Source organism: Mycobacterium sp. ELW1, assembly GCF_008329905.1.
Lineage (GTDB): Bacteria > Actinomycetota > Actinomycetes > Mycobacteriales > Mycobacteriaceae > Mycobacterium.
In genome coordinates, this window is sequence record NZ_CP032155.1 from 40,395 (window position 1) to 60,359 (window position 19,965).

The window sequence follows — 19,965 nt, forward strand, 5'->3', positions numbered from 1 at the left end:
GCTCATCCCACCTGTCCGACATTGTTGTCGCGCAACGCATCCGCGATGAATCTCGTGATCTCACGCATCGCGGGCGCGGCTGCGGGGGTGAGACGCGGCAGGGCCTGGAAGACGTGCACCTGGTCAGGCCAGATGCGCAGGTCGCATTCGCCACCGGCACGGCGCAGGTCGTCGGCAAGGGCGATGGCGTCGGCCGCGAGCATCTCCGCGCCGCCGGCGTGGATCAACGTGGGTGGCAGTAGCCGCCCGCCCGCGACGTCGAGCGCCAGCCGCGGGTGCGCGGGTTCGACACCGGCACAGTACAACTCGATCAATCGTGCGGCGTCACGGGAGCGGATGGCCGGGTCACGCCCGGTGCGCTCCCAGGTCCGGGCGAGTCCGAACGTGAGGTCCAGCAACGGTGACAGCAGCACGAGGGCGGCGGGATGCGGGACGTCAGGCTGTAGCAGCAGATCAACCGCGAGGTGGCCGCCCGCGGAGTCGCCGGCGATCGTCAGGCTCTCGGGTGGCATGCCGCGGTCGCCGACCAGCCATTCCCAGCCGGAGCGGACATCGTCTGCGGCCGCGGGAAATCGGTGCCGCGGGGCCAGCCGATAGTCGACGCTGAACACGGGCAGGCCCGTCAACCGCGAGAGCCATGACGTGAGGCGGCGGTGGGTGCGCGGCGAGCAGAGCGCATAGCCGCTGCCGTGCACGAAATAGATCGCCCCAGCCGGGACGTCAGGGCCGACACCTCGGCCGTACACCCACTCACCGACGAGGCGACGACCGTCGGATGTTCGAGTGTCCACGGGAACGGTTGTGGTCCCGGACAGGGACGGTCCGAAGGTGTCCATGATGCGGGCCACGATCTGACGCGAAGCCCAGAGCCCCCACGCTTGCTCGGGTGGGAGCACGGCGCTGAGCTGGCGCAGGGTCAGGCTGCTTGCGACATTCGCACTTCGACTTCGCCACACGGATATCGACTCGCCGAACACACGGTGGATACAACGCCCAATGATGCCATTTGTCAATGGCACTATTGGGCAATGGCAATGATCAGTCGTCGAAGATCGCGACCGCGCGGGTCCATCCCGCCGACGCCGCATGAACCTTCACCGGGAAGCACGCGACCTCAAAGCCGTTGGGCGGCAACGACTCCAGGTTGTGCAGCTTTTCGATATGCGAGTAGCCGACCGTGCGTCCGGCGCGGTGCCCTTCCCAGATGATCGACGCGTCGTGGTCCTGGGCGTACCGCTGGGCGGTGTAGGAGAACGGCGCATCCCAGCTCCAGGCATCGGTTCCGGTGAGCCGCACGCCGCGTTCGAGCAGGTACAGGGTGGCGTCGCGGCCCATGCCGCAGCCGGTACCGACGTAATCAGGGTGTCCGTAGCGGGTGCCCGCGCTGGTGTTGACCAGCACGATCTCCAGCGGCGCCAGGCTGTGCCCGATGCGATCCAGCTCGGCCTCCACGTCCGCTGCGGTCACCACGTACCCGTCCGGGAAGTGCCGGAAGTCGAGCTTGACCGCCGGCTGCAGACACCACTCCAGTGGTACCTCGTCGATGGTGATGGCGCGCTTGCCGCCGTCCATCGTCGACGCATAGTGGTACGGCGCGTCCAGATGGGTGCCGTTGTGAGTGGTGATCCGGACCCGTTCGATCGCCCACCCTTCGCCGTCGGGCAGGTCGTCGACGGTCGCGCCGGGGAAGAACGACACCACTTCGGCGGCGGTCTGCTTGTGGTCGTAGTAGTCGATCTCCGGGAGGTGCCCCGGCGGGTCCGAGGCGATGCCGGCCTGCAGCGGGACGGAGATGTCGACGAATCTTCTCATCGGACCCCTTACGTTCTGGGGCGGAACGCTACGCCCTGGGGTGGAAGGATTCGACCGGGTTCACCAAGCCGACGGTGATCGCGTTTCCGATCTGCCCGTGTGCGTCGAACACCGCGACCGCACCGCACGCGATCCCGTCGTTGCTGTTGTGCGACGTGGCCGCCAGGCCGATGTAGTCCCCGATCGGCTCGCGAGCCAGGGTCAGCGTGTAGTCGGCGTTGATGTATCGCAAACCGCCTGTGCCCCAATGGGATGTCGCACTGGCCGCGTCAGCGGCCATCGCAACGGTGACGAACGGGGAGGTCCCTTCGCCGTCGACCAACGGCCGGACCTGCCGGATCCAGGCGTATTTGGGCCCGGTCGCGTCGTGCCATTCGGTGAAGGCCATCGCGCCGCCGGAGTCGCCCTGTCCTCCGTAGCCCCAGACGAACATCATCAGGTCGTCGGGCAGCGGACCGGGATCCGGCGGCAGCGGCGGCATCGTGACCGGCGAGGACCAGATGTCGCCGGCCGGGTGCTCGCCGCGGCGTAGGAACATCGCGCTGGCCCGGGACACCACCGTGTCGTTCTGGATCAGTTCGGCGTCGACCAACCGGATGCGCCGGCCCTCTCGGCGCAGAGTGGTGCGCACTTCCAGGGGGGCGATCGCGGTGGGCCGGAGCAGGTCCACGGTCAGCCGGGCAGGCACGAATTCGGCGGCGCCACCCACCTGTTCCAGCGCCCGCGCCAGGATGCCGCCGACGACGTGACCGCTGATCGTCGGACCCCAGGGTCCCTGCGCCGCCGGGCCGGGCAACATGACGTCACCGTCGGACACCAGATACGCCCGAGATTCGCCTGCCGAGTCGTCCAGATCCGTCACGAGGTCACACGATAGCGGCGCCCCAGTCAGCTACTCAGCACCTGCTGTAGGTAGCGCTCGGTATCCGCGGTGGCGGGGTCTGTGACGTCCGCGAACTCCGGATGCTTCTCGATGTATTTCGCCACCATCGGGCACACCGCCACGATGCGCAGCCCGGCGTCCCGGGTGGCGGCCAGCGCCTCGCCGACCATGATGCTGGCCAGTCCGCGTCCTTCGAATGCGTTCTCGACCTCGGTGTGGTGGAACATGCGCTGACCATCGTGGTCGACGTAGTCGGCGACGCCGACCTGCTTGCCGTCGACGGCGATGGTGAACTGGTCCTTGCCGGCGGTGACGGTCGCCTCGGCGCCGGTCTTGTCTTGTGTCATGGAACTCCTCAGGTTCGGCGGCGGGGCCGCAATCGGATGGCGGGTAGCGGGGGTGCCGGTAGCCGCATGATGGAACCCGAGTACCCACTGACGTCGCCGAAGCGATCGTCGCCGTCGTCCCACTGCCTGCGGTACTCGACGATCTCGTCGTGGCTGCGGCCCACGAAGTTCCACCACATCAGGAGTTCCTCGGTGAATGGCGTCCCGCCGAGCAGCAGCACCCGGGCGGCCAGGCCGGCCGCGTTGTGCAGCCGCAGCGTCGTGGAGCCGGTTCCGAGGTAGGCCAGCTGCCCTGACTCGAGCACTCGCCCGGCCACCTCCACCCGGCCGAGGTCCAGCAGGACGCCGTGCTCGAAGGCCGGGTCGACGTCGAGGTCGAGGGTGCAACCGGCGGCCAGGTCGACCTGGGCGCCGAGCAGCGGTGTGAAGGTGTGTACCGGAGAGCGCTGGCCGGCCAGCTCACCGAGGAACACCCGAATAGATGCTTCCCCACGGGAAAACGGCTCGGGGACGTAGTGATCGAAATCCCGGGTGGTGTTGCGATCCGAATCCGGCAGTGCCACCCACAGCTGCGCGCCGTGCAGGATCGTGGTCGACGGCGTCGACACTTCCGAGTGGCAGATCCCCGCCCCGGCGGTCATCAGGTTCAGTTCGCCGGGGCGGACGGTCTGGTGCACACCGGCGCTGTCGCGGTGCTCGATCTCGCCGCGGAACAACCAGCTGACGGTCTGCAGCCCGGTGTGCGGATGCGGGGGCACATCCATGCCGGCTGCCGCGCGGACATCGTGCGGGCCGTAATGATCGGCGAAACACCAAGCGCCGATCAGCGAGCGCTCACGTTGGGGCAAGGTCCGGCGCACCGGAAGCGCGCGAGGACCGCCGAGCGGGACCTGGCGGGGCTCGAGCACTTCGACGCCGTCGAATGTCGTTGCACTGCAGGGTACTTCACGCGGAGCGGTCTCGAGGTTGCTCACCACCCCGAGCTTACCCGCGGCGCGTTGCTCAGGCTGCGAGCTGCTGCGTCATCGCCGAGCGGATGAGCTGGAAGTCCGGTTCCTCGATGCGGAACACCCCGAACCGGAACTTGTAGCCCCAGCGCTGCGGATCGACGATGAACTCCAGCCGGTCCAACAGGGGACGGATGGGTGTCGCCGTGCAGGGCAGGAACTCCATGGCGCGCCGCCACGGGTGCGACGGGTGTTCCTGGTACGGCTCGTCGTCGGTGACCCGCCCGATCGCGGTGAACGCCTGCAGCGACTCCCCGTGCTCGAGTGCGGTTTTCGGCGAATAGAAGACAATCCAATCGCCACGGGCCATTTTCCGGAGCATGTGCGGCTTGCCATGGTTGGCCTGAGTAAAGCCGCCGGCGACACCGCGTTGTACGTGGTCGGCGCTGACGGTATTGATCCAGTACGTCATGGGCTCACGCTAGATCGCGGGTCCGACAGGTTCGCGACGCTCGACGGCGGCTCCCCCGCTAGTCGGCGCGGGCGTCAGACGACGGGCCGCGACCGTCGGCTGAGATGTCCGGCGCGAACAACTCCGGGCTCATCGACGGGTCGACCGGCTCGTCGTGCGGCAGCTCCGCCGCGTCACCGGCGGCGGCTCGCTTGTGATCAGCGCGCCAGTCGCGCAACAACAGCACGATGCCGGCGGCCGCGAGGACGACCACCGCGATCGCCGCGTAGGTGCTGTCGGTCAGGACCGCCACCACCAGCGCGATCAACCCGGCCAGGGCCACTACGACCACGATCCGCACCCGCGCGCCTCCCAACGTCTGCCAGCCGACACAGTTCTATCTCCCTACCCACTCCCCCGCCCGGGAATTGCCGCAGTCAGCGAGTCGCGGGCACCGGCGCCGGCGCGGCGGTCAGCATCGCGGCGAGCATCGTCACGATCTCCTCGAGACTGTCGGCATCGGTGTCGCCGGATTCCACCCGCCGCTCGTGGTCGGCGAGCAGGGCGAACATCGCGGTGGCGACGGCACCGACCCGGTTCTCCCGAGCACTGCGGTCCTTCAGCGGAACCAGCCTGGCCAGCGCGTCGAGGATCCGTGGCCAGGCCGATTCCGCGGGGCTCTGCGGTTCCCGGTTCAGCCGGATCCGCACCACTTCGAGGAACCGCGCGTAATGAGTGCCCTCACTGTGGAAGAACGGCCCGACCAGGATTCGCAGCACGGCGTGCGCGTCGGCCATCTGCTCACCTGACATGCGGTCCAGCAGGGCCTGCCGCTCGACTTCCATCGGGGTAAGGCGGCGGGCCACCACCGCATCGATCAGGTCCTGCCTGCTGCGGAAGTAGTAGTTCACCGCCGAGTTGTTGCGCTGCCCGGCGGCCACCGCGATCTCCCGCAGGGGCACCTCGAAGCCGTGCTCGGCGATCAGCCGTTCGGCGGCGTCGAGCAGCACTTCCCGAGATCGGGCACCGCGGTCCACGTCGAGCAGTCTAAATCAACGCTAGGCAGGTTTAAGCACATGTGCTTAAATGAGCGCATGAATCAGATCCGGGAGATCGACCCCGGCACGCCGATGACGCGGTACGCGCGCGGTTGGCACTGCCTGGGCCTGGCAGAGGATTTCCGCGATGGCAAGCCGCACGGCATCAATGCGTTCGGCGGCAAGCTGGTGGTGTACGCCGACTCGCAGGGCGACATCCACGTGCTCGACGGCTACTGCCGGCACCTGGGTGCCGACCTCGCGATGGGCACGGTCAAGGGCGACAACCTGGCTTGTGCGTTCCACGACTGGCGCTGGAACGGCGCGACCGGCCGTTGTGTCGAAATTCCCTATGCGCGACGGGTTCCCAAGCTCGCCCGCACCCGCAAGTACCAGACCCTCGAGGTCAACGGGCAGCTGCTGATGTGGCACGACCCGGAGGGCTCCACGCCGCCGGCAGAACTCACCCCGCCGACGATCGAGGGCTACGACGAGGGCCAGTGGTCGAAGTGGGCGTGGAACTCGATGGTCATCGAAGGTGCGCACTGCCGCGAGATCGTCGACAACAACGTCGACATGGCGCACTTCTTCTACATCCACTACGCGTACCCGACGTTCTTCAAGAACGTCTTCGAAGGCCACACCGCCAGCCAGTACATGGAATCCAAGGGACGCCAGGACTTCACCGAGCACCCGGAACGGCTGTGGGAGGGCACCAAGCTGCGCTCGGAGGCCACCTATTTCGGGCCGTCGTACATGATCAACTGGCTGCACAACGATCTCGGACCGGACTTCACCGTGGAGTCGGTGCTGATCAACTGCCATTACCCGATCGACCAGCACTCGTTCATGCTGCAGTTCGGGGTGTCGGTGCAGAACATGCCGGGGCTGTCAGACGAGAAGGCGGCCAAGCTCGCCCAGTCGTATTCGAAGATCTACGAGGTCGGCTTCCTGCAAGACGTCGAGATCTGGAAGCACAAGACGCGTATCGAGAATCCGCTGCTGTGCGAGGAAGACGGCGCGCTGTACCAATACCGGCGGTGGTACGAACAGTTCTACGTCGACGCCGCCGATGTCACCGCGGACATGACCGACCGCTTCGAACTCGAGGTGGACACCACCCACGCCTACGACGTATGGCAGCGTGAGGTCGACGAGAACATGCAAAAGCGTTCTGAGGCAGTCACTTCCGGCTAGGCCGCGGTGCGCGGCCGGCCCAGCGGTAGATGCACGACGGTTGCCACCTGGGCGGGCAGCGCTTCGCCGCGGGTCAGTAGTTCGGCGCTCTCCGGCAGTTCGCGCGGATTGAGCTGACCGTCGGCGATCCGCCGCAGGACCTCGTGCGCGTGCGCCAGTTGATGGCGCTTGCGGTATTGACCGCCGGGCAGCTTGATGCCCGCCCACACCCCGTATTCCTCGCCGCTCTCGACGGCGCTGCGCGCGCAGGCGCGCTGCTGGGCCAGCGGGCACCGGCGTAGGCAGATGGTTCGGGCGCGAGTGGCGGATTGCTCGTAGACGCGTGCCTTGGCCGCACCGTCGCTGGCGTCGTCGTCGGCGTAGCCGAACCACAGATCGGGCTCGACCGAGCATGGGCGATAGTTCATCGGAGCCTCCTAGGCCGGTTTCATTGACGAAAGCGTATATCCGACGAGGAAGCGGCGCAAGAGGAACGTAGAAAGAAACGTATAAACCGATAGGGCTGTGTACGATCCGTATATGGCTGGAGCCCCACCGTGAGCCGAGAGGCGGCGGGCGCGGCCATCCGGACTCTGCGTGAGGCGAGGGACTGGTCGCTGGCCGAGCTGGCCGCCGCCACCGGGGTCAGCATCATGGGCCTGAGCTTCCTGGAGCGCGGAGTCCGCAAGCCGCACAAAGGCACAGTTCAGAAGGTTGAGAACGGGCTGGGGCTGCCGCCTGGCACCTACGCGCGGCTCGTTGTCGCCGACGATCCAGCCGCTGAGATCGCCCAATTCCTGACCGACGGGCCGGCCGAATCAGCGCCGCCGCGGACCGCTACCGGCATCGTCGTCAACCGGCACAGCGACGCCGATGTGCTCGAGGCGCATGCCGAAGCGCACCTGGAATCGCTGAACTCGTTGATAGCCCGCCTGCCAGCGGAGACGTCAAACGAATATGAAACGTATATTCAGTCCGTGATCGAGCAATGCGTGAAGGCCGAGCTGCTGGCCGCCAACTCCTGGCGCGTCGCGGTCAACGCGGGGGCCGAATCGGTGGACCGCCTGATGACCCATCTCAAGTCCCTGGAAGCGATCCGAAGCGGGCTGCTGGCCCGCATGCCCGGCAGTATCAGCGCGCGGTTCGACCAGGCGTGTGCCCGCTCGGAGCTTCCCGAGCCGGTGATCGCGACACTGATCGGAGTCGACGTCGACCAGCTGTGGGACATCCGCAACCGCGGGGCCATCCCGCCGGGTGTCCTGCCGCGGGTGCGGGCGTTCGTGGAGGAGCGGTCATGACCGCCCCCGAGGTGGAAATCCTGAGCCGGGCCCACGCGCTGTTCTCCGGCCAGCCGGCGGTGGGGGTGCTTGAAGCGGCGCCCGGTGTAGCGCCGTCCTCGGGACAGGGGTTACCGGCGGCCTATCACCGTGCGGCCGAACAGCGACGGACTGAACTCGACAGCGCCCGCCGCGTCGATGCCGAGGTGTCGGCAATCCTGGCCCGTGTTCAGCGCGATCACCGGGAGGCTCGACGGCAGACCCGTGCCGTGCTCGACGCCGCCCACGCCGATGCCGCCGCCATCCCGGACAGCCCGGTCGCCCAACGAGAGTTCCTGCGGCGCAGGGCTGCTCGGCTGCGCACCCAGCACGCCCACGTCCTTGCCGCCCGTCGTAGAGCCCGGCGCCGCCTCGCGCTGTTGCGCGCGCTGGGATATCGCCGTGGGCACCGCCGGCTGCCGGCACCGAATTCGCGGGCCGCGCTGGCGGTGCGCGCCGCGCTGTCACGGCTGGGCTGCCCGTACGTGTGGGGAGCGACCGGCCCGGATCGCTTCGACTGTTCAGGCCTGGTGAAGTGGGCCTACGCGCAGGCAGGGGTGCCACTGCACCGCACCACCTACGACCAGATCAACGACGGGATCCCGGTGCCGCGTTCCCAAATCCGGCCCGGTGATCTGGTGTTCCCGCATGCCGGGCACGTCCAGATGGCGATCGGCAACGGACTGGTGGTCGAGGCGCCGTACTCCGGTGCCAACGTCCGGATCAGCCGACTGGGTTCGGATATCGCGATACGCCGGCCGGCATAGCCGAGTGGTGAGTTGTCCGGCGAAATCTCGCTGAGTACCGTCGACCCATGGCAGAGCACGTCGGAGCGTCGGCCGAGGCCCTCGAGTCGGCCCGATCTCTGCTCGCTGCGCGGGACCGCGACCTCGCGGAGGCCGACGCCGAACTGGCGGAGGTGGTGTCGGCCGCGCATGCGGCCGCGACCGAGGCCATCCGCAAGCTCGACGCGATCGACGCCGAGATCGAGGCGGCCGTCGCCGCGAACACCGTCACCGCGCCCGTCGAGGGGCGCGAGTTCGCGCGGTTCCTGCTGGCCAAGCAACGCGAGATCAGCGACGTGTTAGTCGCCGCGCGCGCCGAAGCAGACGCCAAAGCCGTGGTGCTGCAGCGACTTCTGGACCGCTACAGGTTGTCGTCCACAGTTGCCTGACGGGTGAATTGTCACCCGAACACCGCCTGGATACAGTCGCCGGCATGAGAGGGCACCGGTGGCAAGTTACCAAGACCTGCTCGACGTGATCGCCCGCGTCGGCGCGGTCACCGGTGACAGCCGGGCCTGGCTGACGGGGCTCTCGGACACCGACCTCGCCACGATCACCAGTCCGGTCAGCGTCGTGTCGCCGAGCGCAATCGACAACGTAGTGGCCAAGATTCGTGATCAGCATCGTGCGGCCTTCGACACTCCACCCGTCGGCCAGCCTCCGGGTGTGGGGGAGGGGCTGGCCGCCGAGGCCATTCGCACGGCCGAAACATCACTGGCACAGCAGAATTCGATGAGTGCGCAGCTCGACCTTCAGGTGATCACCGCGGTACTCAATGCGCACGCCGTCCACTCGGCCGGCCGGGACGCCCTCGATGGCCTGCAGCGGGACATCGAGGCCGCCGTCGCGGCCCGCACCGACCTCGACACCCCGGCCGGTGCCCGTGCGTTCCAGCGGTATCTGATCGACAAGTTGCGCGACATCAAGACCGTGGTGGAGACCGCGGGACTGGACGCCACCTCGAAGGCATCGTTGGCGGCGGCGCTGGCATCGCTGTACGTCGGCGCCACCCCCGACGCCGAGGCCGAGACTGAACACGACGCCGCACCGAAGCCGGCGGCCGCGAAACCGGCTGCTGAGCGGGCCGTCGACATCCCGTCGGATCTCGGCTCGGACCCGTTGGCCGACGCCCTGCTGCCCGACGACCTGTTGCCTGACGACCTCGCGCCGCCGCCGGCTGACCCCGGCGCTGCCGCCCAGCCGGTCCCCGCGCCGATGATCCCGCCGATGGCCGCGATCCCCGCGATGGGCGGCGGATCCGGTGGGGGTGTGCCGGCCGGCCCCAGCCCCGTGCCGCCGGCGTTCGACACCCTCACCCCGGCGCGGCTGCCGTCCGCCGATACCTTTGACCTGCTCGACGACCCATTGTCGGAGGAGCCGATCGATGACACCCAGCCCGAACCGGAGCCCGGCGAGGACACCAACGCCGCGGCAGAACCCGATGTGCCGGCTTCCGACGAGCCGACCGTCGTCACCCTGCCCAATGGTGAAACGGTGACCGCGCCGACGCCTCAACTGGCGGCAGCCATCACCGCCGCGCTGTCCGGGACATCCATCCCGGAGGCGTTCCGGCAGCAAGGCATCACGATCCCGCCGCCGGGCACCGCGGTGTCACATCCCGTCGACGCGGCCCGGGTATTGCCCGGTGACATCGGGATGCTGACCGACCGGCATGCGCTGGCGTTGGGCAACGGCAAAGCCGTGCTCAACAACCAGATCCAGCCCATTGCCAGCGTCGCGGGCCCGAGCTTTCTAGGGTGGGAGCATCCGCCGGGACCAGATGACGAGACGACGACCCAGGGGTCTGCTCACAAAGACCAGCCCGACCAGCCGGCTCCGACCCGGCCGGCGGTGACAGCCGGCCCGCCGGCGATAGGAGAGTGACATGGCAGAGCGCATCCACGTGGTGCCCGACGAGCTGCGCCGCGCGGCCCGCGACCACCAGGACACCGCCGATCAGCTGAGCACCGTGCCGGTGGGGCACGCCGACATCCTCGCCAGTCTCGACTCGCTGGGTCCGATCTTCGGTGAGCTGCGCGACGCCGGCCGCGAACTGCTGGACCAGCGGCGTGCCTGCTACGAGCAACAGGCCGCGGCCCACGCCGAACTCGCGACCAACCTGCGCCACGCCGCCGATGTCTGGGAACACCAGGACAGCGCCGCTGCCGCCGAGCTCGGCCGCATCACCCAGGACGGTTCATGACCGAACCGGATCCCGAATTCGACGCGGCCCATCCCAGCGGGCACATCCTGTTCCGGTCGTGCCGGGGCGGTTATCTGCACAGCGTCGCGCTGGCCGAACCCGCGATGGACGCGGACGCGCAGACCCTGGCGCAGGGCATCCTGCTGACCGCGGACGTGTCGTATCTGAAAGCGCTGATGCAGGTTCGCGCCGAGATCCTGGCGGCGGGCCACACCCCGTCCGACGATGTGGCAAGCGGCCGCGACCTCGAGCTGGCCGCCGAGGCGTTGCGCCGGCATCGGCTGCGGCCCGACGAATCCTGAGCGGTTACCGGTCGCCGTCGGCGGAGACAACCTCCGGCGGCGCAACGGGATTCGGGCCGAACAGCTCCCGCGCCCGCTGCAGCAGGGCCCGCACCTCGTCGAGTTGTTGCTGCAGCAGCGAGTCACCCATGCCCGGTACGTTATCCACCGCGCCGGGCCGGCACAATTCACCCGCGGACGCGGGGGATCTCAGCGTTGATGCGGTCCAGTACGTCGGTGTAGCGGCGCGCTTCGCGGTGCTGTCCGGGTTTACCGCTGCTGATCAGCCCGACCGATAGCCGTCGTTCCGGATCGGCCCAGACCGCGATGTTGGTCAGCCCGGTGTGGCCGAATGCGGCACCCGCATCGCGTCCGAACGGCCCGAATCGGGTGGACCCGAGCATGTAGCCGGTGCCCCAGCGCATCGGCGCGAACCCGGTCGCGATGTCGGGCCGCAGCCGCCGCGCGGGTGCCGTCGCCGCGCGTAGCGTCTCCGGCCGCATGACCCGGACGCCATCGAGTTCACCGCCGCGACAGAGGATTTCGGCGAACCGGGACAATTCGTCGGCGTTGGACACGGTGCTCGACGACGGGACGACACCGGTGAGGAACAGCGGGGTGTTGGAGAACGGGATGATCTGTTGCGGGGTACCGCCGACGGCGGCCCGGAACGCCTTGGCGATCGGCGCCGGCAGTGGTTTACCCGTGACGTGGCTCGGCGCGACCAGCGGGACATCCTGTTCTGCCACGCCGTAGTTCGTCCACCGGAAACCCAGTGGGTCGAGGATGTCCTCGGCGAGGATGTCGCGGATGTTGCGCCCGGTTGCGGCCGAGACGATCTCGCGGACGAGCGGACCCCAGGTCAGCCCGTGGTAGATGTGCATCAGGCCCGGCCGGTGAATGGGCTTGAGCTCACCGAGTTTCTCGCGCGCGTAGGCACTCTCGTTCATCCGCTTGAGATCCGGACGCGGCCCGGTGGCGAACGGCACGCCGGCGCTGTGGGTGATCACGTGACGGATTGTGGTGCGGTCCTTGCCGTGGCTGGTGTAGTTCGGCAGGTAGTCACAGACCCGGTCGTCGAGGGAGAACTCGCCCCGCTCGACGAGCATGTGCACCACCGTCGTGCTGATGGCCTTGGCCGCGGAGTACACACAGAACGGGGTTTCGACGGTGACCGGCAGCTTCTCGGCGTCCGGCGGGTCGGCAGGACCGTTGCCCCAACCGTGGCCGATCGCGCGGTTGAGCACCGTTTTTCCGTTGTGCCGCAGGCACAGTTGGATGGCGGGGTGCATGCCCGCGGCGTACCAGTGCCGCACCGATTCCCAGATCCGGTCGGCGGTGGCCGCCGAGATGTCGGTGCGGTCCTCGACGCCGACGTCGGTGACGGCGTCGAGGTCGGTCGGGACGCGGATCCGGCCGTCCCCGGCGGGGGAGTGGCTCACCCCTGCTGCCTGTGCAGGGTCGCGGCCAGATGGTGGGTGAGCGGCACACCGACGGCGGCCATCCGCACGCTGTAGGTGAGCTCGTCACCGGTGAGGTGGAACGAACGGCTCAGGGCGGTAACACTTTTCGCCGAGCCGGAGAGTCCGATGGCGGTGGAGTCGACCTCGATGGTCAGGCCGTCGTCGTTGGCCGACAGCGTTCCTTCGTCGATCTCGGTGACCCCGGTGGGATGGGCGAGCACGAGTTCGATCCGGCCGGGCGCCGGCGCCCGGATGTAGCCGGTCTCGGCGTGTAGTGGACGACCGTCGTCGCCGGCCCGGGTCCGTTGTGCGTAGGTCAGGAACGGCTTGCCGACGTGCCCTACCGTGATCTCCTCGAGGTAGCGAAACGTCTCGATGGTGGGATACTCGCCGGTGCCGGACCCGGTCCAGGTACCCAGCAGCGGAGCCAGGACCGCGATGTCGGGATGAAGCTCGGGCACGATGCCCAGGGTACGGCCCGCGATCTACATCGGGCCGACGAGCTCGACCCAGTTGCCGTCCGGGTCGGCGACGAACATCCAGCCCATACCGGGGACGGGCGCGAACTCGGCCAGTTCCTGCGCAATCTCGTATGCGGCGGCCTTCACCTGTTCGGCCGCCTTGGTCACGCTGGCCACCACCACGGTGTAGTAGCGGATCCCCGCAGCGGCCGGACCCCCGCCCGGTGTCGCGGGTGCGGCCGGCGGCTGGTCGAGAGTGATCAGCTTGAGCACGTTGTCACCGAGCGCGTAGCGCTTCATGGTTCCGCCGGGGAAATCGAGGTCGCCGGTGAAGGGCAGGCCCAGGAAGTTCTCGTAGAACTCGACCATCGGACCCAGGTTGGTGGTGACCAAACCGACTTCGATGTTCTTGGCGAGTAGCTCGATGGCCATGGTGTTCCTCTGCGTTGAGTAGGTGACGTCGGACGGATAAGTGGTGCTCAGATCGGGCCGGCGAGCTCGACCCAGTTGCCGTCGGGGTCGGCCACGAAGAACCACCCGATGCCGGGCAGGGCGGTGAATTCGGTGAGCGGCTCGACGATGTCGTACCCGGCGGCCGTGACCTGCGCGGCCGCCTCGGTGACGTTCGTGACCACCAGCGAGATGTAGCGAACACCGGTCTGCGCGCGTCCACCGCCGGGGGTGAGGTCTGCGGGAGGCGGCTGGTCGTAGGTCACGAGTTTGAGGGTGTTGTCACCGATCAGGTAGCGCTTCATGGTGCCGCCGGGAAAGTCGAGGTCGAGCTGAAACGGCAGCCCGAGGAAGTTCTCGTAGAACTCGACCATCGGACCCAGATTGGTGGTCACCAGACCGATCTCGACACTGGGGGCGAGTAGCTCGACGGCCATGGTGTCGAAGGATACGGCCCGCATCGGTCAGGGCGCGGGCTTCGTCCCGATCGTGATGAGGTCGAACACGGCTTTGGTCCACAGCGGCCGGTGCACCCGGTGCTGGTCGCTGATCGTGAAACCGGCGTCGGTGAACAGGGTGCGCATCTCCTGCGCCGACGGGTTGTGCGCGGCACTGGCCGGCGAGTTGGTCAGCTGGCCGATCAGCGGAAGTTGCGGCGGGCTGATCGTCGCGACCGCCGCCAGACCACCGGGCCGCAGCACGCGGTGGAATTCGCGCATCGCCGCCGGCTGGTCGAAGAAGTGAAAGGCCGATGTCGACACGACGGCGTCGAGCGAGGCGTCGTCGAACGGCAATTGTTCGGCCGGCCCCTTGCGCCACTGCACCCTCGGGTCGCGTGCCTTGGCCTGCTTGAGCATGCCGTCGGACATGTCGACCCCGTACACCTCGTCGGGCTGCAGCTCGGCTTCGATGCGAGCAGCCAGAATTCCTGTGCCGCAGGCAATGTCAGCAATCCGGCAGGCACCGTGGGCGCGCAGCTGGTCGATCACCTCGTCTTGGGCTGGCTGGTATACCCATTGCTGCAGACGGGGATGGTCGTAGAGCGGAGCGGCGACGGTCCAGAACCGTGTCACCAGGTCGTTCAGATTGCGACCGTGTGTCGCCATGGCTGCTCGCCTTCGCTAGAACCGATCAAATCAGTCTAGGAACGCGCAGCCGGCTACTTCGACAGCGGGGCCAACTGTAGGTGGGTATGCGGGCCGCGGGCGAGCGCGGCCACCGCCGAGACGATGTTGCCCGCCGTCGTGACCAGCCCCTCCGGATCGCAGACCCGCAGCACGCGGGCAACCGCGGGGCCGGGGACCAACACCCAGTCGATCCCGCGCCGCGAGCACCGCACTGTGAGGGTGTGCAGCGCCGAGAACCCGTCCGTCGCGAAGAAGTCGAGCTTAGACAGGTCGATCACGAGCTGCTGGTATCCCGAGACGTTGTCCTCGACGTAGCCGAGCAAGTCACCGGCGTTCGAGGCGTCCACCTCGCCGGCTGCCGCGATGAGCACGGTCGTCGCGCTGAGCTCTCTGGATCGGAAGATTCCACGATCCGTGCGATCGCGACCCAGGCGGGTGACAGCCAAGGGTGTCGCGGTGGTGGCTAAAGTCATGGCGCCTCCATCAGTGGTACTCCGCGATGCCGGATTTGCCTGCCGAAGCTGTTCGAATCGACGCTTCGTGCGAAAGTTCTCGAGCCCTCGCGCGCTGGCGTCTCCGGGCGGCTGTGAACTCAACCTGGGGGAAATGTACTACGGAATCAGTTGCGTGGCTACAAATTGTCAGGGATAGCTATATGGGCACTTCAGAACCGATTCACGTCTCCCGGAAATGGCACGCGATGGTGCGGATATGGCAAATATTGACGCCGCTCGAAATTGAATCCGAAGGTTAGCTGCCGAAAAAACCCGTTACCGCAGTCCAGCGGGTGTCCGGTGGTACTGGTCGGCCAGGGTGCGCTGGTCGGGCTCCGGCTACCCGACGACGGAATCCGTACCCCCGCCGCAGCGTCGGCAACGCCGTCGCGGATGCGGGGCCACCGGCCCGACACAGTATCTTCGGGGGCAGGACTATGAGCATCCCTTACACACCGCAAACTCCGGCGGGCACTCCGACCTGTTACCGCCATCCCGACCGCCCGACCTATGTGCAATGCACCCGCTGTGGGCGGCCGATCTGCCCCGAGTGCATGCGCAGCGCCGCGGTCGGCCACCAATGCGTCGACTGCGTGGCAGCCGCCGGGCAGAGTGTGCGCCCGGCGCGCACCGGGGCCGGCGGCATCCTGCGCTCCGGCCTGCCGTATGTGACGTATGCGCTGATCGCGGTCAACGTGGTGATGTTCGTGCTGCAGATGACGTCGAAGGACCTCCAGCGTGAGCTCGTGCTGTGGGCCCCCGGCGTTGCGGGAGGCGAGTATTTCCGCCTGATCACCTCGGCGTTCATGCATTACGGCGCCATGCATCTGCTGTTCAACATGTGGGCTCTGTACGTGATCGGCCCCCCGCTCGAGGCCTGGCTGGGCCGGCTGCGCTTCGGCGCGCTGTACGGTCTCAGCGCGCTCGGCGGGTCGGTGCTGGTGTACCTGCTCGCCCCGATCGGGGCGGCCACCGCGGGCGCGTCGGGTGCGGTCTTCGGGTTGTTCGGGGCGACGTTCGTGGTGGCCAAGCGGCTCAATCTCGACGTGCGCTGGGTGGTCGTGCTCATCGGGATCAACCTGGTGCTGACGTTCACCGTGCCGTCGATCAGTTGGCAGGGCCACGTCGGTGGCTTGATCACCGGGTCGCTGATCGCGGCGGTCTACACCTACGCCCCGCGGGAACGCCGCAACCTGGTGCAGGGCGGTGTCTCCGCGGCTGTGCTGGTGGTGTTCGCGGCGCTGATCTACTGGCGCACCGCGGAGTTGATCGGTCAGTACGGTGCGCTGATCACCGGCTGACTCAGAGCCGGGTCAGCCAGAACGGGTAGGTGAAGGTTCCGCCCGGCGCCCCGTCGCAGCCGACGTCGAACGACGATTCCATGGTTCCCGACAGCGTCTTGGCATCCCAGGTGAAGACATCGCGAGTGGGGATGACCGGACCGTAATAGATGTCGCCGCAGCGCAATCCGTCCGGATTGTCGACGGTCATCGTGTACTGCCCGTTGTTCAGTGTCGCGATCCCGTACCAGGGGTACGCCTTGGCGATCGGCATCGGGTTGGCCGAGACGCGCACGCAGGTCGGCGAGAACACGATTTCTCCCGGGCACGGATTGGCGGCCCAGGCCCAGGTGTGGAAGTCCCGGCGGTCCGGGATGATGAAGTTGTAGTTGCCGGGCCACAGTTCTGCGGAAGCCGGCGGGGCCAACGTCACCGCCGCCGCCGTGAGCGCAATGCCTATCGCCAAAGTCCGCAACGCCCGGCTCCCTTCGTAGCTCCGCTGTAGAAATCTATGCTGTGCGACCGCGACAAATAAGTGGATTCCGCAATGTCACCTGCTGACCAGCAGCACGTCAAGTCTGCGGGGGCCGTGCACACCTTCGACGCGGTTGAGTTCGATGTCGCTGGTGGCACTCGGTCCGGAGATGAAGGTCAGCGGGCGGCCGGGATCCAGGGCGGCGAACGCCTGCGGAACGGTGTCGACGATCTGGTCGGTGAAGACGACGCAGATGTGATGATCGGGGACCAGTGTCAGCGCTCGCCGGCCCTGGCTCGGTCCGGCGTCCAGGACGATGGTTCCGGTGGCCGCGATGCCCAGGGCGCATCCGGTGACGACGGCGACGGCGGTGTCGAGTTCGGTTACCGCCAAAGGGTTTTCCGGTTCGTCGACGGCGGTGTCGATACCGTCGACCCACTCGGTGGGCAGTCCGGACGGTGTCGCCACCCGGGCGCCCGCACCCGTCAGCGCGGCGATGGTGGCCGCGATGTCGGCGGCCTCGACGGGCAGCACCCTGGCCTGGTATTCGGCGACCGTCTGCGCGAAGCGTTCGGCGTCACCCGGTCCGTGCGCGGGCTCCCGGTCGTAGTCGCGCGGCACCTGAACGGGTTCGGGCGGGGCGGCCGCGAGGGCGCCGCGGATCCGGTCGAGGACGATCCGACGTGTCTCGTTCATCGGGACGCCTCGTCGTGGGTGCGGGCCCACCATTGGCGGAACGTCTCCGCGGGCGGCGCAGGCACGTCACGGCTGGTGGTCCAGCGCGACGCCGGCCAGGGCAGGGCGGTGATGCGCTGATCCGCACCCGCCACCAGCCGGCCGGCGCGGAGAAGCTTCTCGGCCGCGGCGAATCGCCTGGGGGAGGCCATCGCCCACGCGGCGGCGCCCATCGCCAGGTCCTGACCGATCGCCCGATGGCCGTCGACCTGGGCGGCCCGCAGGTGCACCAGGATCGAGGGGATGTCGATCCGCACCGGGCACGCGTCGAAACACGCACCGCACAACGACGACGCATACGGCAGGGAGGCGTTGGGGTCGTCGTGCCCCTGCGTCCCGGTCAGCTGCGGGCTCAGGATCGCACCGATCGGGCCGGGATAGATCGAGCCGTAGGCGTGGCCGCCGGTGCGTTCGTACACCGGGCAGACATTCAGGCAGGCGCTGCAGCGGATGCAGTGCAGGGCCGCGCGGCCCACGGCGTCCCCGAGCACCGCGGTGCGACCGTTGTCCAGCAGCACCAGATGGAACTCCTGCGGCCCGTCACCGGGATGCACACCGGTCCACATCGAGGTGTACGGATTCATCCGCTCAGCCGTCGACGAACGCGGCAGCAGCTGCATGAACACCTCGAGGTCGGTGAACCGCGGCACCACCTTCTCGATGCCCATCACCGTGATCAGCGTCTGCGGCAGGGTCAGGCACATCCGGCCATTGCCTTCGGATTCGACGACGGCCAATGTCCCGGTTTCGGCGACCGCGAAATTGGCGCCGCTGACGGCGACCTTGGCGGACAGGAACTTTCGGCGCAGATGCGCGCGGGCCGCCATCGCAAGGACCCGCGGGTCATCGGTCAATTCACCGGCATCGGGCATCTCGCGTAAGAAGATCTCGCGGATCTCGGCGCGGTTGCGATGGATCGCCGGAACCAGGATGTGACTGGGGGTGTCGTGCCCCAGTTGGACGATCAGCTCGGCGAGGTCGGTCTCGATCGCCGAGATGCCCTCGGCCGCCAGGTGCTCGTTGAGGCCGATCTCCTGGGTGGCCATCGACTTGACCTTGACCACCTCGTCAGCGCCCGTCGCGCGGATCAACCCGGTCACGATCCGGTTGGCTTCGGCGGCGTCGCGCGCCCAATGCACCACGCCGCCGCGGGCGACCACATTGGCTTCCAGCTGCTCGAGCAACTCCGGAAGCCGGGCCAGCACCTCCTGCTTGAGCGCACTGCCCGCCGCCCGCAACTGTTCCCAGTCGGCGCATTCGGCAACGGCCCCAAGACGTTTGGCACGGATGGTTCGGGTGGCGTGGCCGACATTGCGGCGCATCTGGGTGTTGGCCAGCTCTCGGCGCGCCGCCACCGGGAACGGTTCGGTGCCACGCAGATTGCCGATCCCGGGTATGCCGAGGTAGCTGGCCATCAACGCGTCTCCGTCGCGGCCAGGATCTCGGCGAGATGCACGGTACGCACCGCCGACCGCATCCGGCTCAGGCCACCGCCGATGTGCATCAGGCACGAACTGTCGCCGGCCGCACACACTTCGGCGCCGGAGGCGATGACCGCCGACATCTTGTCGGCCAGCATCGCGGTGGAGGTGTCGGCGTTCTTGATCGCGAAGGTGCCGCCGAAACCGCAGCAGGTGTCCGCGTCGGCCAGCTCCACCAAGGTCAGGCCGCGCACGTGGCGAAGCAATTGAAGGGGCTTGTCACCGACACGCAGCAGCCGCAGCGAATGGCAGGTCGGGTGGTAGGTGACCCGGTGCGGATAGTAGGCACCGACATCGCGCACATCGAGAACGTCGACCAACAATTCGGACAGTTCGTAGGTACGTTCCGCCATCGCCTCGGCGCGCTGCGCCAGCGCGGTATCACCGGCCCGGCGGGCCACCATCGCATGCTGGTGGCGTACCGAGCCGACGCACGATCCGGACGGCGCGACCACCACATCGCAGCCGCTGCGCTCGAACACCTCCACGTGGTGGCGCACCAAGCCCGTCGCCTGCCCGAGATAGCCGGTGTTGATGTGCATCTGACCGCAACACGTCTGGTCCGCCGGGAAGACCACCTGATGCCCGAGCCGTTCGAGCAATTCCACAGTCGCGATCGCGGCCCGCGGAAACATCGCGTCGGCCAGACAGGTCGCAAACAGGGCGATACGCATCGCTTCTACCGTACGTCGGGGCAGTGCCGTGGCAGCTACCATTGGCCTCCACGTCGCCGGGGACCGACGCCGGGCGGACCGACCAGG

The 19,965-nt window shown here is 67.9% G+C and carries 28 protein-coding genes; 8 read left to right on the forward strand and 20 right to left on the reverse strand.

Annotated elements, in window-relative coordinates:
• Positions 1 to 2: 2 nt before the first annotated feature.
• From D3H54_RS00200 to D3H54_RS00235, 8 genes are all read right to left on the reverse strand, one after another.
• Entirely contained in the window at positions 3 to 791 is a 789-nt protein-coding gene (locus D3H54_RS00200; RefSeq protein ID WP_353620042.1) for an alpha/beta hydrolase, read from the reverse strand.
• A gap of 247 nt (positions 792 to 1,038) precedes the next feature.
• A complete protein-coding gene (locus tag D3H54_RS00205; RefSeq protein WP_149377335.1) occupies positions 1,039 to 1,812 on the reverse strand; it encodes a cyclase family protein in 774 nt (257 codons plus the stop codon).
• A gap of 28 nt (positions 1,813 to 1,840) precedes the next feature.
• Complete coding sequence (locus D3H54_RS00210; protein WP_286199060.1) at positions 1,841 to 2,674, reverse strand: acyl-CoA thioesterase domain-containing protein; 834 nt, start codon at positions 2,672 to 2,674, stop codon at positions 1,841 to 1,843.
• 26 nt (positions 2,675 to 2,700) lie between these two features.
• Complete coding sequence (locus D3H54_RS00215; protein ID WP_149377336.1) at positions 2,701 to 3,042, reverse strand: GNAT family N-acetyltransferase; 342 nt, start codon at positions 3,040 to 3,042, stop codon at positions 2,701 to 2,703.
• An 8-nt stretch (positions 3,043 to 3,050) separates the two neighbouring features.
• Positions 3,051 to 4,016 carry a pirin family protein gene (locus tag D3H54_RS00220; RefSeq protein WP_149377337.1) on the reverse strand — a complete coding sequence of 322 codons (966 nt, stop codon included), beginning with the start codon at positions 4,014 to 4,016 and terminating at the stop codon, positions 3,051 to 3,053.
• A gap of 28 nt (positions 4,017 to 4,044) precedes the next feature.
• On the reverse strand, positions 4,045 to 4,461 hold the full coding sequence (locus tag D3H54_RS00225) for an EVE domain-containing protein (protein WP_149377338.1): 417 nt from the start codon (positions 4,459 to 4,461) through the stop codon (positions 4,045 to 4,047).
• 58 nt (positions 4,462 to 4,519) lie between these two features.
• Entirely contained in the window at positions 4,520 to 4,792 is a 273-nt protein-coding gene (locus tag D3H54_RS00230) for a hypothetical protein (RefSeq protein WP_168214735.1), read from the reverse strand.
• Between the two features lie 85 nt (positions 4,793 to 4,877).
• On the reverse strand, positions 4,878 to 5,477 hold the full coding sequence (locus D3H54_RS00235; RefSeq protein WP_149377340.1) for a TetR/AcrR family transcriptional regulator: 600 nt from the start codon (positions 5,475 to 5,477) through the stop codon (positions 4,878 to 4,880).
• Between the two features lie 57 nt (positions 5,478 to 5,534).
• Between D3H54_RS00235 and D3H54_RS00240 the strand changes: the two genes are divergently transcribed.
• Complete coding sequence (locus D3H54_RS00240; RefSeq protein WP_149377341.1) at positions 5,535 to 6,674, forward strand: 3-ketosteroid-9-alpha-monooxygenase, oxygenase component; 1,140 nt, start codon at positions 5,535 to 5,537, stop codon at positions 6,672 to 6,674.
• Here D3H54_RS00240 and D3H54_RS00245 read toward each other — a convergent pair.
• On the reverse strand, positions 6,671 to 7,081 hold the full coding sequence (locus tag D3H54_RS00245) for a WhiB family transcriptional regulator (RefSeq protein ID WP_149377342.1): 411 nt from the start codon (positions 7,079 to 7,081) through the stop codon (positions 6,671 to 6,673). The two genes, D3H54_RS00240 and D3H54_RS00245, sit on opposite strands and share 4 nt — an antisense overlap.
• A gap of 129 nt (positions 7,082 to 7,210) precedes the next feature.
• Between D3H54_RS00245 and D3H54_RS00250 the strand changes: the two genes are divergently transcribed.
• From D3H54_RS00250 to D3H54_RS00275, 6 genes are read left to right on the forward strand one after another with little or no spacing between them, the layout of a single operon-like run.
• Complete coding sequence (locus D3H54_RS00250; protein WP_149377343.1) at positions 7,211 to 7,951, forward strand: helix-turn-helix domain-containing protein; 741 nt, start codon at positions 7,211 to 7,213, stop codon at positions 7,949 to 7,951.
• Positions 7,948 to 8,736 (forward strand): C40 family peptidase, encoded by a 789-nt coding sequence (locus tag D3H54_RS00255; RefSeq protein ID WP_149377344.1) that lies wholly within the window; start codon positions 7,948 to 7,950, stop codon positions 8,734 to 8,736. The genes D3H54_RS00250 and D3H54_RS00255 overlap by 4 nt, the downstream gene beginning before the upstream one ends.
• Positions 8,737 to 8,783: 47 nt before the next feature.
• Positions 8,784 to 9,143: a DUF4226 domain-containing protein gene (locus D3H54_RS00260; RefSeq protein WP_149377345.1), complete on the forward strand. Its 360-nt coding sequence runs from the start codon at positions 8,784 to 8,786 to the stop codon at positions 9,141 to 9,143.
• Between the two features lie 58 nt (positions 9,144 to 9,201).
• On the forward strand, positions 9,202 to 10,638 hold the full coding sequence (locus D3H54_RS00265) for a DUF4226 domain-containing protein (RefSeq protein WP_149377346.1): 1,437 nt from the start codon (positions 9,202 to 9,204) through the stop codon (positions 10,636 to 10,638).
• A gap of 1 nt (position 10,639) precedes the next feature.
• Positions 10,640 to 10,957 carry an ESX-1 secretion-associated protein gene (locus tag D3H54_RS00270; protein WP_149377347.1) on the forward strand — a complete coding sequence of 106 codons (318 nt, stop codon included), beginning with the start codon at positions 10,640 to 10,642 and terminating at the stop codon, positions 10,955 to 10,957.
• Positions 10,954 to 11,259, forward strand: a complete 306-nt coding sequence (locus D3H54_RS00275) for a DUF2694 family protein (protein ID WP_149377348.1) — start codon at positions 10,954 to 10,956, stop codon at positions 11,257 to 11,259. Before D3H54_RS00270 ends, D3H54_RS00275 begins: the two co-directional genes overlap by 4 nt.
• A 4-nt stretch (positions 11,260 to 11,263) precedes the next feature.
• Here the strand turns inward: D3H54_RS00275 and D3H54_RS31575 are convergent, their stop codons facing one another.
• From D3H54_RS31575 to D3H54_RS00305, 7 genes are read right to left on the reverse strand one after another with little or no spacing between them, the layout of a single operon-like run.
• Positions 11,264 to 11,389, reverse strand: a complete 126-nt coding sequence (locus tag D3H54_RS31575) for a hypothetical protein (protein ID WP_286199061.1) — start codon at positions 11,387 to 11,389, stop codon at positions 11,264 to 11,266.
• Positions 11,390 to 11,426: 37 nt separating this feature from the next.
• Positions 11,427 to 12,680 carry a lipase LipE gene (lipE, locus tag D3H54_RS00280; protein WP_149377349.1) on the reverse strand — a complete coding sequence of 418 codons (1,254 nt, stop codon included), beginning with the start codon at positions 12,678 to 12,680 and terminating at the stop codon, positions 11,427 to 11,429.
• A complete protein-coding gene (locus D3H54_RS00285; protein WP_149377350.1) occupies positions 12,677 to 13,162 on the reverse strand; it encodes a peroxynitrite isomerase in 486 nt (161 codons plus the stop codon). Before D3H54_RS00285 ends, lipE begins: the two co-directional genes overlap by 4 nt.
• A 24-nt stretch (positions 13,163 to 13,186) precedes the next feature.
• Positions 13,187 to 13,594, reverse strand: a complete 408-nt coding sequence (locus D3H54_RS00290) for a VOC family protein (RefSeq protein WP_149377351.1) — start codon at positions 13,592 to 13,594, stop codon at positions 13,187 to 13,189.
• Between the two features lie 47 nt (positions 13,595 to 13,641).
• Positions 13,642 to 14,049: a VOC family protein gene (locus tag D3H54_RS00295; protein ID WP_149377352.1), complete on the reverse strand. Its 408-nt coding sequence runs from the start codon at positions 14,047 to 14,049 to the stop codon at positions 13,642 to 13,644.
• Positions 14,050 to 14,076: 27 nt separating this feature from the next.
• Complete coding sequence (locus D3H54_RS00300) at positions 14,077 to 14,718, reverse strand: class I SAM-dependent methyltransferase (protein WP_149377353.1); 642 nt, start codon at positions 14,716 to 14,718, stop codon at positions 14,077 to 14,079.
• Between the two features lie 53 nt (positions 14,719 to 14,771).
• Positions 14,772 to 15,212, reverse strand: coding sequence for an STAS domain-containing protein (locus D3H54_RS00305; RefSeq protein ID WP_149377354.1), 441 nt, complete (start codon positions 15,210 to 15,212; stop codon positions 14,772 to 14,774).
• 458 nt (positions 15,213 to 15,670) lie between these two features.
• Between D3H54_RS00305 and D3H54_RS00310 the strand changes: the two genes are divergently transcribed.
• Positions 15,671 to 16,534, forward strand: a complete 864-nt coding sequence (locus tag D3H54_RS00310) for a rhomboid family intramembrane serine protease (protein ID WP_149377355.1) — start codon at positions 15,671 to 15,673, stop codon at positions 16,532 to 16,534.
• Between the two features lies 1 nt (position 16,535).
• On the opposite strand, the gene D3H54_RS00315 is transcribed toward D3H54_RS00310, so the two are convergent.
• From D3H54_RS00315 to D3H54_RS00330, 4 genes are all read right to left on the reverse strand, one after another.
• Entirely contained in the window at positions 16,536 to 16,988 is a 453-nt protein-coding gene (locus tag D3H54_RS00315; RefSeq protein WP_071950189.1) for a hypothetical protein, read from the reverse strand.
• A 75-nt stretch (positions 16,989 to 17,063) separates the two neighbouring features.
• Positions 17,064 to 17,684 (reverse strand): LutC/YkgG family protein, encoded by a 621-nt coding sequence (locus tag D3H54_RS00320; RefSeq protein ID WP_149377356.1) that lies wholly within the window; start codon positions 17,682 to 17,684, stop codon positions 17,064 to 17,066.
• Positions 17,681 to 19,138, reverse strand: a complete 1,458-nt coding sequence (locus D3H54_RS00325) for a lactate utilization protein B (protein WP_168214736.1) — start codon at positions 19,136 to 19,138, stop codon at positions 17,681 to 17,683. The genes D3H54_RS00320 and D3H54_RS00325 overlap by 4 nt, the downstream gene beginning before the upstream one ends.
• On the reverse strand, positions 19,138 to 19,878 hold the full coding sequence (locus D3H54_RS00330; RefSeq protein ID WP_149377358.1) for a (Fe-S)-binding protein: 741 nt from the start codon (positions 19,876 to 19,878) through the stop codon (positions 19,138 to 19,140). The genes D3H54_RS00325 and D3H54_RS00330 overlap by 1 nt, the downstream gene beginning before the upstream one ends.
• Positions 19,879 to 19,965: the final 87 nt, after the last annotated feature.

Coding starts and splice junctions, on each gene's coding strand:
- D3H54_RS00245 (WP_149377342.1), bottom strand. CDS start 7,081: ATGAACTATCGCCCATGCTCGGTCGAGCCCGATCTGTGGTTCGGCTAC.
- D3H54_RS00310 (WP_149377355.1), top strand. CDS start 15,671: ATGAGCATCCCTTACACACCGCAAACTCCGGCGGGCACTCCGACCTGT.
- D3H54_RS00270 (WP_149377347.1), top strand. CDS start 10,640: ATGGCAGAGCGCATCCACGTGGTGCCCGACGAGCTGCGCCGCGCGGCC.
- D3H54_RS00260 (WP_149377345.1), top strand. CDS start 8,784: ATGGCAGAGCACGTCGGAGCGTCGGCCGAGGCCCTCGAGTCGGCCCGA.
- D3H54_RS00320 (WP_149377356.1), bottom strand. CDS start 17,684: ATGAACGAGACACGTCGGATCGTCCTCGACCGGATCCGCGGCGCCCTC.
- D3H54_RS00295 (WP_149377352.1), bottom strand. CDS start 14,049: ATGGCCGTCGAGCTACTCGCCCCCAGTGTCGAGATCGGTCTGGTGACC.
- D3H54_RS00305 (WP_149377354.1), bottom strand. CDS start 15,212: ATGACTTTAGCCACCACCGCGACACCCTTGGCTGTCACCCGCCTGGGT.
- D3H54_RS00240 (WP_149377341.1), top strand. CDS start 5,535: ATGAATCAGATCCGGGAGATCGACCCCGGCACGCCGATGACGCGGTAC.
- D3H54_RS00215 (WP_149377336.1), bottom strand. CDS start 3,042: ATGACACAAGACAAGACCGGCGCCGAGGCGACCGTCACCGCCGGCAAG.
- D3H54_RS00325 (WP_168214736.1), bottom strand. CDS start 19,138: ATGGCCAGCTACCTCGGCATACCCGGGATCGGCAATCTGCGTGGCACC.
- D3H54_RS00225 (WP_149377338.1), bottom strand. CDS start 4,461: ATGACGTACTGGATCAATACCGTCAGCGCCGACCACGTACAACGCGGT.
- D3H54_RS00255 (WP_149377344.1), top strand. CDS start 7,948: ATGACCGCCCCCGAGGTGGAAATCCTGAGCCGGGCCCACGCGCTGTTC.
- D3H54_RS00330 (WP_149377358.1), bottom strand. CDS start 19,878: ATGCGTATCGCCCTGTTTGCGACCTGTCTGGCCGACGCGATGTTTCCG.
- D3H54_RS00205 (WP_149377335.1), bottom strand. CDS start 1,812: ATGAGAAGATTCGTCGACATCTCCGTCCCGCTGCAGGCCGGCATCGCC.
- D3H54_RS00300 (WP_149377353.1), bottom strand. CDS start 14,718: ATGGCGACACACGGTCGCAATCTGAACGACCTGGTGACACGGTTCTGG.
- D3H54_RS31575 (WP_286199061.1), bottom strand. CDS start 11,389: ATGGGTGACTCGCTGCTGCAGCAACAACTCGACGAGGTGCGGGCCCTG.
- D3H54_RS00275 (WP_149377348.1), top strand. CDS start 10,954: ATGACCGAACCGGATCCCGAATTCGACGCGGCCCATCCCAGCGGGCAC.
- D3H54_RS00290 (WP_149377351.1), bottom strand. CDS start 13,594: ATGGCCATCGAGCTACTCGCCAAGAACATCGAAGTCGGTTTGGTCACC.